Here is a 19,562-nt window from a genome sequence, read left to right on the forward strand (position 1 = left end):
AAAGCGCCCTAGTCTTTCACTATTAGCACATTTTGATGCGCCACTACCATCTCGAAATATTTCTTAAACTTTATAAACAATTCCTGAGTTTTACTGCTTTTCGTAAAAGCGATAAATCCGCCATTGTATTGAATGCTATTTTCATTTAGCGGCAACCCGACAGACTGCAAAGTTGACAGAATATCCTGCTTAACTCTTAATAAATTTGCTGCTTTAGCAATGGCAGGCTGCACATCTTCTGTTATCAGCAAATCTACTTCATCCAGAAAATCAAACACCTCATCTATTGGCGACAGCAAACAAATATCACAATCCATATAAATAGTTTTCTCAAACAGAGATTCCCCGTACAAAGCCAGCTTAGCTTGTCGCGATGCTAAAACAGGATTTTCGTGTTTCGGTGCGGCCTGCAATCTCACATTTCCGAACACCCAAAGTAAGGGATATAAAAATCGCGGGACTCTATCTATTAAAATAAGAATCGGTTCGCGGTGAAACTTCCTGACAAGCGAATTTCAAAGGTGGTACCCGCCACGTGATTTATCCGTGGAATCAATCCAAAATCTAAAATATAAAATCCTCAAGCCCCCGAGTTTATCTCGCGCAAGTCAATCCAAAATCTAAAATCTAAAATCTAAAATCGAATGACTGAAGCTAGAAAATGTATGCAGTCTTGAAACGAGTACAATCCAATTAAAATGGTGAGAAATCCTCTATCCATATCTTTTATCTAACGATAGTAAAAATCGAAATTTAATAAGGCAATTAACTGTGTTTTTAATAACCGATAGAGATATTGCCAATTCTCAAACTGCAATTTATCCCAAACCTTATCCCAAAAGGTTCTTACTTGATTTTTTTGCCAGTCCCAATGAGCCAAAGAATGCTCCCTAATTTGAGCGAGTTCCTGCCACCCGTCATTACGAATATTCCAGCCAACTTTAGCAGTTGCTAACCCAATGGGATTACCGTCTTTTGTTTTGACTTTTTGCACTTCAAAAAATCTTCCAATCTTTCCCATTCTTGAATAAACTGAATTTCTTTCCCATTGTCTCTCGCAATTACGAACAAGTTTTCGGGAACAAAACTTACATTTTTCAATGGAATTTCTAGCTTTTTTGCTAATTTGTGAATTGCCTCTTTTCTCCCCGGCAATGATTGATTTGGTGGATGTTCTAGAATGGGAATAAACCCTTTACAAGTAATTCCTGGCATCCATTCTCTCTCCGGCACTTTTCCTAGGATTCTTGTATCTGCATCCACAAAAATTGTCACTCGGCATAATTCTAAGGCTTTTTTTAGTGCAAATCGTTTATCATTCTAACAATAATCTACACCTTCGCGACTTTTTTTAAAGGCGAAAACATTCGTCAAATCCTGAAAGTCATTTGGGTTGTCAGTACAAACAACTAGCATCGTCCCTAGAGAATGAGTTTCTAAGTCTGCTGCTAGTTGTTTGGCTAATTCGCGATACTTTTTCCCAAAAGCTAAGGTGCAAAAACAAAAATCTTTGTGAGTGTTTAACATTATTTAAGACTCTATTTTTGCACTTTTTTTATTTGAGTTTATGCTAACTGTGACGCTTTTGATGCCAGTGCCAAGCATGGGATATAATATTCTTGATGTCTGGATATTCTGGAGACCAGCCCAAGGTTTCGATCGCCTTTTTGCTGCTGCCAACCAAAGCAGGCGGGTCGCCCGGACGCCGTTCACGCTCAACAGCTTTAATCTCTTTTCCCGTCACTTGGCGAGCCGCTTCTATCACCTCTTTCACCGAAAACCCGCCGCCGTTGCCCAAATTAAAGAAATCAGATTTGCCACCATTTAGCAAATATTCTAATCCCAAAATGTGAGCAGATGCCAAATCGTTAACGTGAATGTAATCCCGAATGCAAGTACCGTCAGGAGTCTCGTAATCCGTGCCAAAAATCGCGATCGAATCTCGTTTACCCAAAGCCGCGAACAACACCAGCGGGATGAGGTGAGTTTCAGGATTGTGATCCTCTCCTAACAACCCGTTAGGGTCAGCCCCAGCCGCGTTAAAATAGCGGAAACAAACAGACTTGAAATTATACGCAGCGTCAAAATCCGACAAAATCCTTTCTACCATTAACTTAGTAGCACCGTAGGGATTGATCGGATTTTGCGGGTGGTCTTCTGTGAGCGGAATTTTCTGCGGTACACCGTAAGTCGCGCAAGTAGAAGAAAACACAAATTTCTTCACGTCAGCAGCGATCATTGCTTCCAAAAGCGTAATAGTGCCGATGACATTGTTGCGATAATATTTAGCTGGGTCGGTAACAGATTCGCCCACGTAAGCGTAAGCAGAAAAGTGCATTACAGCATCAATCTTGTGCGTAGCAAACAAGTTGTCTAGAAGAGTGCGATCGTTCGTGTCGCCAACTACTAACTCCACCTGCAAAGCCCGATCTACTAAATCTCTGTGACCGTAAACTAAATTATCCAAAATCACCACACCATAACCGGCGTTTTTCAGCGCTAATACCGCATGAGAGCCAATATATCCAGCTCCGCCCGTCACCAAAATAGTTTGTTTTTCTGCACTCATTTTCTTCTGCCTGTTTTTGTAGCTGGGATTGCCAAAAGCCTTGTTAATTTGAGACTTCCACATCTGACGCTTTCACGCTCGGCGTGACCCGGAGGATTCAAGCGAAATATATAGGCTTTGCTGTGCGGGACACGATCGCACTCCTAAAAAACGCTTTTTACACTCCAGATAGATGCTGACTGTGCAAGTCTTTCTGTTCACTCGATAAACTTGAGGCGACCAATTTGGATATAATCAAATATCCGATTAATCTGATGTCGATCCTCTTCTGAAATTTTATCATCTGACAGGATAGCCGAAGTCAAAACTAAGTGTTCCCTGCGAGTGATCTTTCCAGACGCTACAATCCGATCGACTTTTTGAGAAATTGTTAAGTTCGATTTGTTGTGAGCTGTTCGCATTTATTCGATCGCTTTTATGCAAAAATAGTTAAAGTGGATTGCCGTTCTTGACCAAAAAATAATGCGTACCCGACCGCAAATCAATTTGCTCAACAGCAGAAATAACCTATCAGAGTTTTACTTCCCAAGATAGATATGCGGACTTAATAAATCTGCAATCCGCCTTGGGATAGCGTTCAGACTAACTTAATTATATAATATTTTTCCGAGAGAGGCACTTTTATATGCAGGTTTATCGGCTTCCGGTACTGTCCGACAATTACATTTTCTTGCTGCACGACCCCGATCGCCACACAGCAGCCGTCGTCGATCCAGCACGATCGCAGCCAGTATTAGAGCAACTGCAAGCACTCGGAGCCGAATTAACCGCAATTTTCATTACCCACCACCACAGCGACCACATAGGCGGCAATCAGGAACTGATCGATCGCTTTCCCCAAATTAAAGTTTACGGTGGCGCAGAAGACCGAGGCAGAATACCCGGACAGCAAGTGTTTTTACAAGCGGGCGATCGAGTTTCTTTCGCCAACAGAACCGCCGAAATCTTCTTCCTACCCGGCCACACAAAAGCTCACATCGCCTACTATTTCCCCCCCAGCAACCCCAGCGAAATCGGCGAGTTGTTCTGCGGCGACACCTTATTTGCTGGAGGCTGCGGCAGGCTCAAAGAAGGCACTCCCGCCCAAATGTTAGCCTCTCTGGGACAACTGCGAAACTTGCCCGATAGTACCAGAGTCTGGTGCGCCCACGAATACACGCTGAACAACCTGCAATTTGCCTTGAGTGTGGATGGCGACAATCCCGATTTACAGCAGCGCTTCGCCGAAGTCAAGGAAGCCCGCAGTCGATCGCAACCTACAATACCATCATCGATCGGTCTCGAAAAAAGCACAAACCCATTTTTGCGCTGGGATTTTCCCAACATCCAATCAGCCGCCAACACCTCCGATCCAGTGCAAACCTTCGCTCGATTGCGCGGCATGAAAGACCACTTTTGACCGAAAGCATCCAGGATACAAGCCCCCGGATTCATCTCGCGCAAGTCAATGCTTCAATTCTTTAATCTAAAATCTCAAATCTAAAATCGATTGACCTTAACGTTTTTGTTGTTTCAGGTAACTCTTAAACTTGAGTATCGGTTCGCTCAACCACCTGTCAAGTCTTTGGTATTTTACGTGAAAGCTCGACAGCCCCTTAAACTTATTTGGGATTTTTTCTAGTTCGTCCTTAAACGGTGTCTGAAACAACATAGCGAGCCATAATTGATTGGGGGCGGAGCTTTCCCACGGTTTCGGTCTTGATATAAAGTGCATCACTTTACTTGACATATCATCAGTCTTGTAGTTGTTCCATATTTGGTCTAATTGCTTCCACCTTCCCACTAAAACTGAATTTAATGCACCTTGATCGCGATCGCCCCAAACGTGGGTTCTAGCGTTTTGGAGCAACTTTTCCGACAGTTGCTCTTCCTCCCAAAGCTTCATGTTGTAAACTAAAACACCACTATTGAAATAAGGGTTTAGATCTAGATAATTGTTGGGATTTCCCCAGACGTTGGGTGCGGCTGCTATCGGCAGAGTTGGAAAATCTAGGTTCCACAGCGGCTTTAAGCTGCCCAGAACGATCGTATCGCTGTCGAGCCAAATCAGCCTTTCTGTTTCTTTGGTATATTTTCGCGGCTCCAATTTAACGTAAGGAAGTTTAGAACCTGATACCGAAAGAAGTTGGTCGTAATTAGATTGCAATTCTTGCCATTCAATCTGGTATTTGCAACAATTCTGTAACTGTTCCTTTTGCGGTGAATATATCCTGCTAGATACAACGGTAATTTTGACCTGCTCCTTCCCAGATTGGCTAACATTCAGATCTACAGACTTGAGAAGTGCTGCTAACCCCAGAATATAGGTGCGATCGGCTGCTGTGAATATGTGCATAGGATTAAGTTTGTGAGATGAATGGCAAACGTGACACAAACGTTGGGACTGGAGGAAGTAGGCGACCCTGTATTGAGGTAAATGCGATCGCCCATTTACCGTTGAGACGAATAAAATCTTGCCTAAATTGCCGGTTAGATTTACACAAAGAAACGGGGTTTCTAAGTAGGTAGGCGCGAATAAAGTTTATAATGTAACAGAATGTAAGGCGGGCGTAACAAAAGCGATTGCTTCGTTTCACTCGCTGCGAGAGAGGGGTTATGTATTTTCAAGCTTCATCTACTTATTTAGTTGTGTGCAAGTGCCATCTGTTCGCGCCCGAAAACGAGCAACAGGCATTGGTAATATGCAGCAACGCGAAAAATAATGAGACGGACTAACCTGGCATTTGAAACAGCCAGAAAATTCCCCGTCGCCTGTGCTGAATCCCGCAAATGGTTCAGACGTGGGACTCTACGATAAAATAAATTGTCTAGATATCGATATTACCGCAGAACGATCGACATCCATCTTAGGTTTGAAGTGTCACCCTGCTCAAGTCAAAAGTTCCTCTGGTTATTTCCCTATTATTGAGCGCGATTTGCTTTGCCCAAAGTAAAATGATCGTTGTTAGAAACCGATGCAAAACCCACGCAATACTGAACCCCAAGCAAAAATCGACCCCTCTGTTTCAACGGATTCTAACAAAGCGTTCTACCCAGTCGCGCCTTTGCCCACAGATGTAGGGATGGTTCTGCAATTGGCAGATGGTAGCATTCAGGGGTGCAATTCTCACGCCCAGGAGCTGTTGGGGATGACAGCAGAACAGATGCTCTTATGCACTTCAATCAAAACTCGGTGGCAGACTCTGCGTGAAGATGGCTCGGATTTTCCTGGTGAAACACATCCGGCGATGGTGGCGCTGCAAACCGGGCAACCATGTTTAAATGTCATCATGGGCTTTTATCGGCCACAGGGAGAATTGATTTGGTTGACGCTCAATTCTCAACCTTTATTTCAGGGAGATCGATCGACTCCCTATGCCGTAGTAACAACCTTCACTCCTATCGCTCAACAAAAGCCCGAACCAGTCTGTAACGCGCCCGCGCCCCAACTGTCAGACACCCTCGAAAGTATTTCGGACGGGTTCTTTGCTTTGGATCGAGACTGGCGATTTACCTACCTCAATTCGCAAGCGGCGCGGTGGCTGAATCGATCCTCGAAAGATTTGATTGGCAACAGCATTTGGGAAGAGTTTCCCGAATCAGTGGGCAGTTTGTTTGAGCAGGAATATCGCCACGCCGCCACGTTCCAAGTTACGGTTAGTTTTGAATCTTTTTATCGGCCACTCAATGCTTGGTATGCGGTACGAGCTTATCCCATCCCATCGGGACTTGCCGTTTATTTTCAAGATGTCACCCAGCAGAAGGCGGCGAGGGCTGCTTTTATTCAACAAGCGCAAACGGCGCAGCAACAACTAGCAGAAATCGAGGCGATTTATGCTAGTGCGCCGATCGGACTTTGCTTCCTCGATACTGAGTTGCGGTTTGTCCGCCTCAACGATTGGCTAGCAGAAATTAACCGAGTTCCAGCCGCCGCCCACATCGGCAAAACATTGCGCGAAATCTTGCCAGAAATGGCAGATGATTTAGAGCCACTTTACCGACAAGTTATTCAAACTAAAGTTCCACTTCAACAGCTCGAACTTCGCAGGACGAACTCAGCACAGCCGGGAGTCGAACAGGATTGGCTGTTGAGTGTCTATCCACTGAGGGCCGAGGACGATCGCGTTTTGGGCGTGAATGTGACGGTGCATGAAATTACCGAACGCAAAGCTACCAAAAAAGAAATTCAACGGCTCAACCAAGAACTAGAGCGACGAATTAATGAACTGCAATCGATACTTGATGCTGTACCCGTCGGTATTACGATCGCCGACGATCCAGAGTGTAAAGTAATTCGCGCTAACCGGTTTGCCCAGTCGATGTTGCAAGTGCCGCCCGATACCAATGTTTCTGGAACCGGAGAGCAAGCGGCAGTCCTTCCCTTTAGACGACTCCGCAACGGACAGGAAATTCCGGGAGAACAACTCCCCATGCAACTAGCCGTAGCTTCCGGCGTCGAAGTGCGAGATGTGGAAATTCAAATGGTGCGCGAGGACGGGGCGGCCTTTGATTGGTTGGTGAATGCGGTGCCGTTATTTGACGAACAAGGCGCAGTTCGCGGCTGTGTAGCGGCCTGTATGGATATTAGCGATCGCAAACAAGCTCTTGCTGCTTTGCGCCGTTCCGAGGAACGCTATCGCACTTTGTTTGAGTCCCTAGACGAAGGTTTTTGCGTCATTGAAATGCTGTTTGACAAAAACGAAAAGCCGATCGATTACCGCTTTTTGGAAGTCAATCCTGCCTTTGTGAAACAAACCGGACTCGAACAAGCTGTGGGTAAAACGGCGCGCCAGATGCTTCCGGATCTCGAAGATTATTGGTTTGAGATCTACGGCAAAGTCGCCCTGACGGGGGAGTCCTTGCGCTTCGAGCACGGCTCGGAAGTCATGAACCGCTGGTTCGAGGTTTTGGCGTTCCGCACTCCTGAGCCGCAGAGCCGAAAAGTCGCCATACTTTTCAAAGAAATCAGCGATCGCAAACAATCGGAGAATCTCCTGCGGCAACAGTCCGAGCAACTGCGGCTGTTCGTAAAACATTCGCCTGCGGGGGTGGCGATGTTTGACCGCCAGATGCGGTATATGCTGGTGAGCGACCGCTGGCTGGCAAGTTACGGGCTCGGCACTCAAAACATTGTGGGCCGATCGCACTACGACATCTTTCCTAATTTGCCCGATCATTTCAAACAAATCCACCAGCGCTGTCTGGCGGGAGCAGTCGAAACCTGCCCTGAAGAGCAGTTTCCCCGCCCTGATGGCTTAATCGACTGGGTGCGCTGGGAAATTCACCCTTGGCGAACCAACACCAATGAGATTGGCGGCATCATGATTTTTTGCGAAATCATCACCGAGCGCAAAAACGCTGAACTCGCGGTGCAAGCGGCCAACCAACAAGTCAGCAATATTATAGAAAGTATTACCGATGCCTTTATGGCGATCGATTCACAATGGCGCTATACCTACGTTAATGCCACAGCAGAAAAACTGCTTTCTCGATCGAGAAACGACTTGTTAGGTCGATCGATCTGGGAGCTATTCCCCGCCGAAAAAGAATCCTATTCAAGGGCATATCAAGAATTTCATCGAGTCGTTAACGAGCAACTTTCTGTCAAATTTGAAGAGTTCTCGCCGTCGCTCCAGATGTATATAGAAGTGAGCGCCTATCCTGCGGCCGAAGGACTTACGGCTTATTGGAGCGATATTAGCGATCGCAAACGCACTGAAGAAGAACTGCGGCAAAAAAATGCGATTTTGAATGTAATTAACGAGTCAGCACCCACACCAATTTTTGTCAAAAATCGAGAAGGACAGATTATTTATGCAAATCCAGCCACGCTGGAAATAATGGGCAAATCTGCTTCTGAAGTAATTGGGGGTCGCGATATCGATTTATACCCAGTAGTAGAACTTGCAGTCACAGTCACGGAAAACGATCGGCGCATTATGGAATCCGGCCAAACAGAAGTCCTCGAAGAATCTCACGATGGCATTCGGACATTTCTGGTAATGAAAGCTCCCTACCGCAATCAGGCGGGAGAAGTCATCGGCCTGATTGGCATCTCCAGCGACATCACAAATCGCAAACGAGCAGAAGTCGCCCTGCAAGAACAAACTAAGTTACTGCAAGTAATTATTGACAGCATTGGTGATGGTTTGATTTTGGCCAACCAACAAGGCGAGTTTGTGTTGTTTAACCGAGCCGCCGTAGGAATATTCGGTCAGCTATCGAATGAAAAATCTTGTGAGGAATGGTCGAGCACTTACGGACTATTTTGGGCAGACAAAAAAACCCTTTTCCCCGCCGCTGAACTACCTCTAGCCAGAGCAATCAAAGGTGAATATGTCAATGATGTAGAGGTATTTGTCCGCCGCGAAGATTCCGAAGATCGCTGGATCAGTATCAGCGGTTATCCAGTAGTTGATACTAGCAGCGAAATCAAAGGCGGAGTGATTGTCTGTCGGGATATCACAGAACGCAAACAAGCTTTATCAGCGCTGCAAGAAAGCGAAGAACGATTCCGCAATATGGCTAACAACGCTCCTTTTATGGTCTGGGTAACAGACTCCACAGGCTATTGCACTTTCTTGAGCGAAACCTGGTATGAATTCACAGGTCAAACTGAGGAAACAGGTTTAGGATTGGGTTGGATAAACGCGTTGCATCCAGAAGACCGAGAATACGCCAAGGACGCATTTTTGACCGCCAACGAACGCCAGGAACCGTACAGCGTGGAATATCGCGTCGGGCGCAAGGATGGCGGATATTCTTGGGCGATGGATGCGGCTGCTCCCAGATTTTCCGAAAGCGGACAATTTGAGGGTTATATCGGCTCTGTAATCGACATTACAGAGCGCAAACAAGTGGAAACCGAGCGTGATATGGTTCTTAAATTAGAACAAACTGCCCGCACGGAAGCCGAGCGAGCTAACCGCATTAAAGACGAGTTTCTGGCGGTGCTTTCTCACGAGTTGCGATCGCCCCTGAATCCGATTTTAGGCTGGTCACAACTGCTCGTCGGCGGCAAGCTGAAGCCGACTCAAACTGCCAAGGCTTTTGAGACGATCGAGCGCAACGCCCGACTGCAATCTCAATTAATCGAAGACTTGCTTGACGTGTCTCGGATTCTGCAAGGAAAACTCAGATTGAATGTGGCTCCGATGAATCTGGCAACCATTATCCCGTCTGCTTTGGAAACCGTGCAATTAGCCGCCGAAGCTAAAAAAATTCAAATCCAAACAATCTTAAATCCCGATGTCGGGCAAGTTCTCGGCGATACAAGTCGCTTGCAACAAATTGTGTGGAATTTGTTATCAAATGCAGTGAAATTCACGCCCGAAGGCGGTAGAGTAGAAGTTCGATTAGGGCAAATCGAGCACCAAGCTCAAATTCAAGTCACGGACACAGGTAAAGGTATTGTTCCCGATTTCTTGCCTTATGTTTTTGACCATTTCCGACAAGAAGATGGCGCTACAACGCGCAAATTTGGAGGCTTGGGACTGGGATTGGCGATCGTCCGCCAACTGATCGAACTTCACGGCGGAACGGTGTTTGCAGAAAGCGCAGGAGTTGGTCAAGGAGCGACGTTTACGGTGAGATTACCGCTATTAAATGATGATTCTAGAAGGCAGGAGGAGGAAGCCGTTAATGGGGCTGCTAGTCCCGATCTCTCATCCTTGCCACTAGCTGGATTGAGAATTTTGGTGGTAGATGATGAACTCGACTCGCGAGATTTTGTCGCTTTTGTGCTTGAGGAAGCGGGTGCAGAGGTGATTTCCCTGTCATCTGCTGCTGAGGCGCTAGAGTCGATCGAACAAACTGCACCGGATTTGCTCGTCAGCGACATTGGAATGCCCCAGATGGACGGGTATATGTTGATCCATCGCATCCGCACTCAGCTTGCGCCTGATTATCGGCAGTTGTTGGCGATCGCCTTAACGGCCTATGCTGGAGAAGCGAACGAGCGCCAAATTTTGCAAGCCGGATTTGACCAACACTTAGCCAAGCCGATCAATTCGACCCAGTTAGTTGCTACTGTAGCGCGATCGATCGCCCAGCGCCTTGAAAATAAAGCCTGAGTGCTCTGTAAGACATTGCACTGTAGTTGATTTTGCTCATTACAGCACCCCCGTTTTGCGTAATTTCAAACTGAATTTGCCCGTTAAAAATATTATCCCTGTTTCTTCCCTCGAACCTCGAATCTCGAACCTCGAATCTCAACATCCATCCGTTACATCCGTTAAATCCGTTACATCCGCTACATAATCCGTTGCCGAACTCCCTTGCGATCGCCCCTCAAACTTCGCTATTATAAAAAGTTGCAGTTAAAACCCCACAACCCACGATCATGGCCAAGCGCGTTCAATTAGTTTTAAATAAAGATGTCAGCAAACTCGGCAAAGCTGGCGACGTAGTAGAAGTAGCCCCAGGCTACGCCCGCAACTACCTAGTACCCCAAGGAATGGGATGTAGAGCCACTCCGGGCATTCTCAAGCAAGCAGAGCGTCGCCGTGAAGAAGAAAGACTGCGCCAGCTAGAACTCAAGCAGCAAGCTGAAGTCCGCAAAACCGCCCTCGAATCGGCTGGGCCTTTCATCATCTCCAAGCAAGTTGGCGAAGCAGACGCGATTTTTGGTACTGTCACCAACCAAGAAGTAGCAGAACTGATTTTCAACTCTACCAGTCAAGAAGTCGATCGGCGCGGCATCACTCTGCCCGAAATTCGCCAAACTGGTACATACAAAGCTGAAATCAAACTACACGCAGAAGTTACTGCCGAAGTTGATATTCAAGTGGTTCCGATGTAATTAAGAGTCATGAGTCATCAGTCATTAGTCATTAGTTGTTAGTCATTAGTCATTAGTTGTTAGTCATTAGTCATTAGTTATTAGTCATTAGCTAAGAACTGAGTACCGCTAACTAATATTATGTCCGGTCGATTACCCCTAATACGGTAGGGGCGGGTTCACGAAAAATATCTGCCAATAATTGACAATCTCAAAAACCCGCCCTTTTAATCGCTCGATCGGAGATGATATAAGAAGTGAGTAACGCTAACTAATGACTGAGGACTGCTAACTTGCAGATTTAAAACTGACGACTAATCACTGGCAACTAATAACTATAGGATTTACGCAAAAAATGGTTTAAGCCGCTATAGGTAGGAATAAGGTGCGCCCATAAGCAGCCTAAAGATAGAGCTGGTGCGTAAGTCCTAAACTAATGACTAATAACTAATGACTAATAACTAATGACTAATAACTAATGACTAATGACTAACAACTAATGACTGAGGACTATTGACTAATGAGCGATTTGATGCCGACAAATATAGAGGCAGAAGAAGCAATTTTGGGCGGGATTTTAATTGACCCCGAAGCTATTTCCCGAATTGCCGAACTGCTGCGACCGGAGTTTTTTGCCATCACCGCTCATCAAGTCATTTATCGATCGGCATTAGGGCTATTTTTACAGGGTCAACCTACCGATTTAATGACGGTAACAACTTCGCTAACCGACCGCAACCAGTTAGAGCAAGTAGGAGGACTAACTAAATTAGCACAATTAGTCGATCGCACAGTTTCCGCAGTCAACATCGACCAATATGCAGTTTTAGTTGAAGACAAATATCAGCGCCGCAAATTAATCGAAGCTGGCAACAACATAGTACAACTAGGTTACGAGACGGCAACACCACTAGAAACAGTCTTAGACCGCGCCGAACAAGAAATTTTCAGCATAACTCAAGAACGCCCGCAACAGGATTTAGTGTCGATCGGCGAAACACTAAACCAAACATTTCAAGACCTAGAAAATCGCAATGAAGGCCTGACACTTCCCGGTATTCCCTGCGGTTTTTATGACTTAGATGCTATGACAGGAGGCTTTCAGCGATCGGATTTAATCATCGTTGCAGCCAGGCCGGCGATGGGCAAAACCGCTTTTTGTACCAACATCGCCCACCACATCGCAGCCGGACAGCAAAAATTGCCGGTTGCCGTTTTCAGCTTAGAAATGTCGAAAGAACAGCTAGTGCAGCGCATCCTGTCGAGTGAAGCCAAAATAGAAAGTAACAGGTTGCGATCGGGTAGAATCAGTCAAAACGAATGGGAACCAATTAGTACAGCCATTGGCAATTTATCAGAACTACCGCTGTTTATTGACGATACTCCCAATATTACCGTCACAGAAATACGATCGAAAGTCCGCCGCCTCCAAGCAGAACAAGGGGGAACCCTAGGATTAGTCTTGCTAGATTACCTGCAATTAATGGAAGGTACCAGCGACAACCGCGTGCAAGAACTATCTCGAATTACCAGAAGTCTTAAAGGTTTAGCCCGCGAACTCAACGTGCCGATTATTGCCTTATCTCAGTTGAGTCGGGGTGTGGAAGCGAGGACAAACAAGCGACCGATGATGTCTGATTTGAGAGAAAGTGGATCGATCGAGCAAGACGCAGATTTAGTAATTATGCTCTACCGCGATGAATATTACAACCCTGATTCGCCCGATCGCGGAATTGCAGAAGTAATCATTACCAAACACAGAAACGGCCCCACAGGAATCATCAAACTCTTATTTGACGCCCAATATACCTGCTTTCGCAATCTGGCATCTCCGAAGCGATCGTAAATCAACCAGAACATACACAAAAACCCGGTTTCTTAAAAAAACCGGGTTTCTAAACACCGTAAAAGTTTTACGTTGAATTATATTGAGCTACCTAGCCAGCGATTTTCAACAATTCCACATCAAAAATCAGCGTAGCATTAGGAGGAATCACCCCGCCCGCACCGCGAGCACCGTAACCGAGATCAGGGGGAATAATCAACTTGCGGCGGTCTCCAACTTTCATCGTACCGACGCCTTCATCCCAACCCTTAATTACTTGACCCACGCCAATTTTGAACTGAAAAGGAGAATTGCGATCGCGCGAACTGTCAAACTTCGTGCCATCCTCCAAAGTTCCAGTGTAGTGCACCACAACCGTCTGGCCGGTTTTTGGAGTCGCCCCATCACCCTCTTTCAATTCAACATATTTCAGACCTGAATCTGTGGTGACAGTTTTCTCAGTATTATCAGTCATGTTATTGCCAGCGATAGTAGCTGGTACCTCCGGTAAAGTAGCATCAGCTACTAGCAAGTTATTTTCATTCAAAGACTGCGCTGACAATTTCTCAATAGCAGTCTCTGGTAAAAGATTGTTCAATTCGGCTGCAACTGCTTGGGACCCAGAACCGCCCATTTGAGCGACTATCAAAAACACAAAGCAAACCAGCATTACTCCCAAGCTGACTAGAACTCCTCGCAAAATTAACCCTCCTAATACTTTTAACCACGATATCTCAGATATCTAAGACATCTAGTACAACAAGAACTACCAAATGTTATCTGAACTTTTCCACCAAAAAACGGCAGGTACCAGATAATTTTAAAGGCAAAAGTATGAAGTCAAAATGTTTGTAATTCTACATAAATGGCTTCTACATAAGTGCCTTTTTTAGCCTTCTGCCTTCGGGTGACAATCTTATCACAAGATAGCAGCGAACTTCTCGCGGGCGTTAGCGAAGCCCTCGAAGAGGATCGAACTCAGCGCCAGTTACGGTTTTCTAAATCGCGCATCTGACGTTCCAAACGATCGAGCCTTCCCCGCAACTCATCCATTTCCGACTGTCGGGGAACTCCCATATCTTGCAGCATATTCCGTAGTTGCCGCTGCAACTGCGTATCCCAATTGCCCTGTTCAGACTTCAGGTGTTCGGTCATGTCATCGACAAAGGTTTTGGCTTGCTCAGGATTGATTTTGCCATCTTTGACCCATTGCTCGCTCACTTCCTGCAATTTCTCTGCCACCAGGGAAGTAGTACCAATGCCCAGCATTACCAGTTGTTTGAGTAAGTTGCTATTGTTATCCATAGATTTTTCCTAATGTTTGCCCTTTCATACCCGATCGGCTCAGGTCGCCTGCTGTCGCTGCGAAACCATCTGTAAACTTAAAGTTACATCAGCGCACAACTACCTTTCTATTTTGGAGTATCCAGCCGCCTGATGGCGAGGCGATCGCGCTAATCGGCGTTCGGAAAACCCGCTAATGAGCCTACCCACCACATTACCCCATAACCCTGCTGTCTATGCCTGATTGCCCCCGCTGTCACCAACCTGTAGAGGCCCAAGCCCTCGCCTGTCCACACTGCAAAATCCCCCTCAAAGCTTTCGGTCATCCGGGTATCCCTCTTTATAGATCAAAACCCGAAGAATTTCTGTGCACTACCTGTATTTATCACGCAGATGACACTTGCAACTACCCGCAACGTCCCTTTGCCAAAGAATGCACGCTTTATCACAATCAAGCTGAGCCACTTGTGCCACAGACGATTCCTTACAGCAGCGGCGACGGGCTGCAATCGATCAAAAATTGGTGTCAGCGCCATCTGGTTTGGTTAGCATTATTAGGTTTAATTATTATTAGCATTGCTCTGTCGATTTAATCGGATTGTACAAAGCGTAGAATAGAGATATCTCTGTTAATCTGGGTTGCTCTATTATTCTCTAAATTATTCATGAGCTACGTATTCGGCATCGACGGCGGCGGCACTAAAACTATCTGCCTTTTAATGGATGACAACCACCTTGTTTTAGGACGGGGTGAAGCAGGGCCGTCAAATTATCAAACCCTGGGAATTGAGACAGCAAAACAATCCATCCAATTGGCGATCGAACGAGCAGTTCTGTCCGCTCAGGTCGAGGCTGTAGGCAATCTCAACATAGAAGCAATTGGTCTGGGACTAGCAGGCGTCGGGCGTCCAAAAGATCGTGAAATAGTGCAATTTGTAGTGCAGAACTTGCAGTTGACGAATACTTTACCAGTAACCAGATCATTCCTACCCAGGAATATAGTAATTTCCAGCGACTGCGCGATCGCACTTGCTGGCGGTACAGGCCATCCAGTGGGTATCGCCGTTATTTCAGGAACCGGTTCGATTGTTTTCGGGCAAAACCGTCACGGAAAAACTAAACGAGTCGGCGGTTGGGGATACATTTTAGGCGATGAAGGCAGCGGATATAACATCGCCCTTGAGGGTTTGCAAGCTGCTTTGAAGTTCTATGACGGACGCGAAGATTTTACCGTGCTTGCGGAAAAATTTCAAACGCATTTAGGCCTCAATAACCTAGAAGAATTGGTAGAAGTCGTTTACGGGCGCGGTTGGGGAGTCAAAGAAATTGCAGCCTTAGCGCCGATTGTCGAGGGAGCAGCAGCAGAGGGCGATCGCGTCGCTGACTGCATTATCAATAATGCTGTGGCAGAATTAACCTATTCAACAAAAATAGCCATTTCAGCGCTATTTAACCAAACAGAAGAATTTGAAATTGTGATCGTAGGAGGTGTGTGGGGCGGAGAGGCAAATTGCCGAGGTCGGTTTGAAGCCGCCATAAGTGCGATCGCCCCAAAAGCTAAGGTAATCTCGCCCCGATACGAACCAGCTTTCGGTGCTGGATTGTTAGCTTTAAACGCTCTCAACAATTAACCTGGTGATCCGAGCCATCATGCTGGGATTTCACCTTAACTAATTAGATGCTAAGGGGGACGATGAACCGAAATCTCTCCTTTATCCTCCTTATCTTCCCAATCTTGCCCAGTTTCTCGCTCTTTCCAAATTTTAAAATTTTCGATTATCGACCTTATCTTCCCAACTGGTAGAATTCCAGCCTGCCATAATCAAAACATCAGATGAATGCGAAACAAGAAACAAATTTAGCAGTAGTGCGTTCCTAAGTAAACCAAAACCGAAGCAAGGAGACAATTTATATGATTACTTCTCAAAAATGGCGTTCAGCAACAGCAGCAATCCTCGCACTGGGCATTACAGTTGGAACCAGCGCGCCGCTGGTGGTAGCTACTCCCGCAGAAGCCCAACAACGAATTTCACAATTTGATAGCATCCGAATTCCGTCGGGCAGTGTAATTCCAGTTAGCTATGAAAAAGACAAAATAGTTGTCACCCGCGAAGAAACTGCACCTTTAACTTTAACAGTAGCGCAAGACATCCGCACACCTCAAGGCAGAGTATTAATCCCCAGAGGCAGCCAGATAGTCGGGACACTGCAACCTGTCAGAAGAGGCAATCAAATGGGTACTCAATTTGTTGCCAGAGAGTTAGTTATCAGCCGCCGCCAACGCTATCGGATTGACGGAAATTCAGGAATTATTACCAGAACCGAAAGAGTCCAAAAAGGTGCTGGCACAGGTTCACTAGCGCAAGGTGCAGCCTTGGGTGCAGCAGCAGCAGCAGCACTAGCAGGCATTACCGGCGACAAAGCCATCGCCACTGAAGAAGTATTGGGAGGCGCTGGGATCGGCGCTATAGCTGGAGTATTGTTGGGGCGGCGCAGCGTTGACGTACTCGTGATTCGCCCGGAACAAGATTTGGCAGTGAGATTGCGATCGGACATCGTACTCCGCTAATATTGGAATCTTCCGATTAATTATTTGCAGTAAAACATTGTCGATCGCTAACTTGTGGTCTCCCGATAATTGGCTAGGCATACTATTAAGGTTGTGCCTAGCCATGTTTGTTGGCGGAATTATTGGATGGGAGCGCCAACTCAGAAACAAACCAGCGGGATTGAGAACTCATATGCTAGTTAGTATGGGTTCTGCACTGTTTGTTTTAATGCCGCTGGCAATGGGGAAAAATGAAAACGGAGGAGATGCTGTAGCGCGGGTAATTCAAGGCATTGCTGCCGGGATTGGGTTTTTGGGAGGCGGAGAAATCCTGCGGCAAAATCACCAGGAAAGAGGTAAAGTTGAAGTTCACGGACTCACATCTGCCGCCGCTATTTGGGTGTCAGCAGCTTTAGGAACTGCTGCCGGATGCGGGTTGTGGCAACTAGCATTAATTGGCGCTTTAATGTCGCTGTTTGTTCTGAGAGTTATTAAAGAGTTAGAGCGTCGGAGTCGTAGGAAATAGTCTCAGTGATGAGATAAAAGCTGGTATTATAACCCTTATTACTTTTGTAGTAACGGCGGAAGCAGGAGCGAGCTTTATGAGGGTTAAAGTCCTCACTACTAACTAATTTTATTGCGGTCGATGGAGGGGAAATAATATTAGCTGTTTCATGCCAACTCCAGTTAATCATTGATCATAAGCTGTCGCGCATTTAAATTATATATTCGGGGCGGGCTAGAAGCCCAACCCCTACTCCCCACAAGAGTTTGATTGTTTTTTGACATATAATTTAAATGCCGCAACAGCTTAAATTGTTTGCCATCATCCCAGCCATACCTGTCAAGATGGTGAAAAAGGGGCCTTACACAATTTGAGGATGATTATTGTGGGCATTGGTGTCAACAAACACGTTAAACCTCATTCCGGCAGGGGTTTCAACAAGAGCCTCAAAGCCAAAGTCCTCGCTATGAGGACTAATGAGTTCTTCAGTCCTCTTTGAGAGGACTTTCGCTATGAGACAGGGAATTCATTCCCTGGCCGACTTCCGGGTGAGCGGGAGGACTGGCGGACTAAAAGGGAGCATCTCAATGAAAGCAGCAAAGCTCGAAATTGGAATTAGGAGTCAGGAGTCAGGAGCCAGGAGAAAAGAGTCAGAAGGAAGAAGAAAGAAGTGTTTTTGCAAATATGAGATGCTCCCGACTAAAAACTTAAGTTGACACTAATATATTGTGGGGTGTTCCGCCTGGTGTGAAAATACACGCCTTCGGGCTACGAGAGCCCATTCCACAAAAAAACAATCCAAATCACCCCGCAATTATGCAACGCCTAAAAAGTGGCTCAAACGCTTGAAATCTCTGCGTGGGGCGATCGATAAATCTTCTCCATTTGATAGAGAATTAACACTACATAACTTTTCAAGCATAATGCTCAACTGTTACGAAGCAAACACTTCGACTACACCTTGACAGGTCTAGTCATCCAAGCCTGACCTTTGACGAGTGAAGTCCTCACTATCAACTTAAATATTCATTTTAATATTTATTTCAATTTTATTGAATTGGCTCAACACCCATTGAACCCAAATACCAATATTTTTAAAATTAATTAGTAGATAACTGATCCAAATAATTATAGCTTTCCAGCCTTTATGGAGGATAACAATTAATAGTTGTCTTGCCAGATAGGTGAATAAAAAATTAATTACTATCCGCGAAATCTTGCCTTTTTATCAATTCCAAAGACTCTTGCGTCACGCGACCCGCCATCGCAGCTAACTGCAAGCTCATAAAAGCATTCAAATCTTCCAAATCACACTTGGCTGAGGAAAAAATTTTCTGCATTTCATTTTCCGCTTCCAAACTCAGATATCCAGCGGCAATAGCTTGTTTTACAACTTCACGAACCTGCACTGTAGAAATGTCCCTTACTAAATTTTAACGAATCAAAAGCCAACTAATTACTAACAAGAAGTTTCGGAAGGCGTCTCGCCAAAGATTTCAAACTTTTTTAGCTCGCGAGACTCTTGTTTCACTCCTCCGGACATAGCTGCTAGTTGCAAAGCCATAAAAGCATTTAAGTCTTCCAAGTCATACTGGGTGGTAGTTAACATCCGCCGCAGTTGATTTTCGGCTTCAAGGGTTAGATAGCCCAGAGCCAGAGCTTGCTGGGCGAGGTCGCGAATTAGTACCATAACACTTCGGGATTTTATTGGTTCAAGCCTCAGTATCAACTGTTTTCACAGAATCAGCAGTGACGGCTATTGCTCAATAGGTGTGACATTGTGACGGGCCACTCGTGACAGCCGGAGTCGCAGAGTGTGACTAAGTATTTGCACGGTTGTGACGGCGATCACGCGGGGGATACCAGAGGAGGAGTCGGAGAGTGGGGAGTCGGAGAGTGTCCGGGTGTCTGGGTGGGGAAGTCGGAGAGTGTCCGAGTGGAGGAGTCGGAGAGTGGGAGCATTTTTCTTCTTCCCTCGGACTAATGACTAAGGGTGAGAATTAAATAAAATCCACTTTTCATGACTGTTGTGGGATGGGCGTCCCGCCCGCCCAGAAAGGACGGGCGGGACGC

18 protein-coding genes are annotated in these 19,562 nt (G+C 45.9%); 8 read left to right on the forward strand and 10 right to left on the reverse strand.

Features of this window, described 5'->3' with window-relative positions; translation table 11 throughout:
* Positions 1–8: 8 nt before the first annotated feature.
* From QUB11_RS14520 to galE, 5 genes are all read right to left on the reverse strand, one after another.
* Positions 9–419: a hypothetical protein gene (locus QUB11_RS14520; protein ID WP_333256432.1), complete on the reverse strand. Its 411-nt coding sequence runs from the start codon at positions 417–419 to the stop codon at positions 9–11.
* 311 nt (positions 420–730) lie between these two features.
* A complete protein-coding gene (locus tag QUB11_RS14525) occupies positions 731–994 on the reverse strand; it encodes a hypothetical protein (RefSeq protein ID WP_333200747.1) in 264 nt (87 codons plus the stop codon).
* A complete protein-coding gene (locus tag QUB11_RS14530) occupies positions 952–1,275 on the reverse strand; it encodes a hypothetical protein (RefSeq protein ID WP_333200745.1) in 324 nt (107 codons plus the stop codon). The genes QUB11_RS14525 and QUB11_RS14530 overlap by 43 nt, the downstream gene beginning before the upstream one ends.
* A gap of 45 nt (positions 1,276–1,320) precedes the next feature.
* The gene (locus QUB11_RS14535) at positions 1,321–1,527 is read right to left on the reverse strand and encodes a hypothetical protein (RefSeq protein ID WP_333200743.1); all 207 of its coding nucleotides are present in this window, start codon (positions 1,525–1,527) and stop codon (positions 1,321–1,323) included.
* 43 nt (positions 1,528–1,570) lie between these two features.
* A complete protein-coding gene (gene galE, locus QUB11_RS14540; protein WP_333200938.1) occupies positions 1,571–2,569 on the reverse strand; it encodes a UDP-glucose 4-epimerase GalE in 999 nt (332 codons plus the stop codon).
* Positions 2,570–3,194: 625 nt separating this feature from the next.
* Between galE and gloB the strand changes: the two genes are divergently transcribed.
* The gene (gene gloB, locus QUB11_RS14545) at positions 3,195–3,968 is read left to right on the forward strand and encodes a hydroxyacylglutathione hydrolase (protein ID WP_333200742.1); all 774 of its coding nucleotides are present in this window, start codon (positions 3,195–3,197) and stop codon (positions 3,966–3,968) included.
* Between the two features lie 96 nt (positions 3,969–4,064).
* Here the strand turns inward: gloB and QUB11_RS14550 are convergent, their stop codons facing one another.
* The gene (locus QUB11_RS14550; RefSeq protein ID WP_333200740.1) at positions 4,065–4,904 is read right to left on the reverse strand and encodes a glycosyltransferase; all 840 of its coding nucleotides are present in this window, start codon (positions 4,902–4,904) and stop codon (positions 4,065–4,067) included.
* Positions 4,905–5,523: 619 nt separating this feature from the next.
* On the opposite strand from QUB11_RS14550, the gene QUB11_RS14555 reads away from it, so the two are divergent.
* From QUB11_RS14555 to dnaB, 3 genes are all read left to right on the forward strand, one after another.
* Positions 5,524–10,620, forward strand: coding sequence for a PAS domain-containing protein (locus QUB11_RS14555; RefSeq protein WP_333390948.1), 5,097 nt, complete (start codon positions 5,524–5,526; stop codon positions 10,618–10,620).
* 269 nt (positions 10,621–10,889) lie between these two features.
* Positions 10,890–11,348 carry a 50S ribosomal protein L9 gene (rplI, locus tag QUB11_RS14560; RefSeq protein ID WP_333390951.1) on the forward strand — a complete coding sequence of 153 codons (459 nt, stop codon included), beginning with the start codon at positions 10,890–10,892 and terminating at the stop codon, positions 11,346–11,348.
* Between the two features lie 499 nt (positions 11,349–11,847).
* On the forward strand, positions 11,848–13,173 hold the full coding sequence (gene dnaB, locus QUB11_RS14565) for a replicative DNA helicase (RefSeq protein WP_333200736.1): 1,326 nt from the start codon (positions 11,848–11,850) through the stop codon (positions 13,171–13,173).
* 91 nt (positions 13,174–13,264) lie between these two features.
* Here dnaB and QUB11_RS14570 read toward each other — a convergent pair whose 3' ends face one another.
* Entirely contained in the window at positions 13,265–13,852 is a 588-nt protein-coding gene (locus QUB11_RS14570) for an FKBP-type peptidyl-prolyl cis-trans isomerase (RefSeq protein WP_333200735.1), read from the reverse strand.
* 278 nt (positions 13,853–14,130) lie between these two features.
* On the reverse strand, positions 14,131–14,457 hold the full coding sequence (locus QUB11_RS14575; protein ID WP_242723321.1) for a phasin family protein: 327 nt from the start codon (positions 14,455–14,457) through the stop codon (positions 14,131–14,133).
* Positions 14,458–14,672: 215 nt separating this feature from the next.
* On the opposite strand from QUB11_RS14575, the gene QUB11_RS14580 reads away from it, so the two are divergent.
* The 4 genes from QUB11_RS14580 (at position 14,673) to QUB11_RS14595 (ending at position 17,510) form a co-directional block, all read left to right on the forward strand.
* Positions 14,673–15,029 (forward strand): zinc ribbon domain-containing protein, encoded by a 357-nt coding sequence (locus QUB11_RS14580; protein WP_333200733.1) that lies wholly within the window; start codon positions 14,673–14,675, stop codon positions 15,027–15,029.
* A gap of 72 nt (positions 15,030–15,101) precedes the next feature.
* Entirely contained in the window at positions 15,102–16,067 is a 966-nt protein-coding gene (locus tag QUB11_RS14585; RefSeq protein WP_333200731.1) for a BadF/BadG/BcrA/BcrD ATPase family protein, read from the forward strand.
* A 281-nt stretch (positions 16,068–16,348) separates the two neighbouring features.
* The gene (locus QUB11_RS14590) at positions 16,349–17,005 is read left to right on the forward strand and encodes a hypothetical protein (protein ID WP_333200729.1); all 657 of its coding nucleotides are present in this window, start codon (positions 16,349–16,351) and stop codon (positions 17,003–17,005) included.
* A 103-nt stretch (positions 17,006–17,108) separates the two neighbouring features.
* The gene (locus QUB11_RS14595; RefSeq protein WP_333164719.1) at positions 17,109–17,510 is read left to right on the forward strand and encodes an MgtC/SapB family protein; all 402 of its coding nucleotides are present in this window, start codon (positions 17,109–17,111) and stop codon (positions 17,508–17,510) included.
* Positions 17,511–18,685: 1,175 nt separating this feature from the next.
* On the opposite strand, the gene QUB11_RS14600 is transcribed toward QUB11_RS14595, so the two are convergent.
* On the reverse strand, positions 18,686–18,898 hold the full coding sequence (locus tag QUB11_RS14600; protein ID WP_333109614.1) for a hypothetical protein: 213 nt from the start codon (positions 18,896–18,898) through the stop codon (positions 18,686–18,688).
* Positions 18,899–18,948: 50 nt separating this feature from the next.
* Positions 18,949–19,179, reverse strand: a complete 231-nt coding sequence (locus QUB11_RS14605) for a hypothetical protein (RefSeq protein ID WP_333200728.1) — start codon at positions 19,177–19,179, stop codon at positions 18,949–18,951.
* Between the last annotated feature and the right edge of the window lie 383 nt (positions 19,180–19,562).

The organism is Microcoleus sp. B6-A1, from assembly GCF_036705085.1.
GTDB lineage: Bacteria > Cyanobacteriota > Cyanobacteriia > Cyanobacteriales > Microcoleaceae > Microcoleus.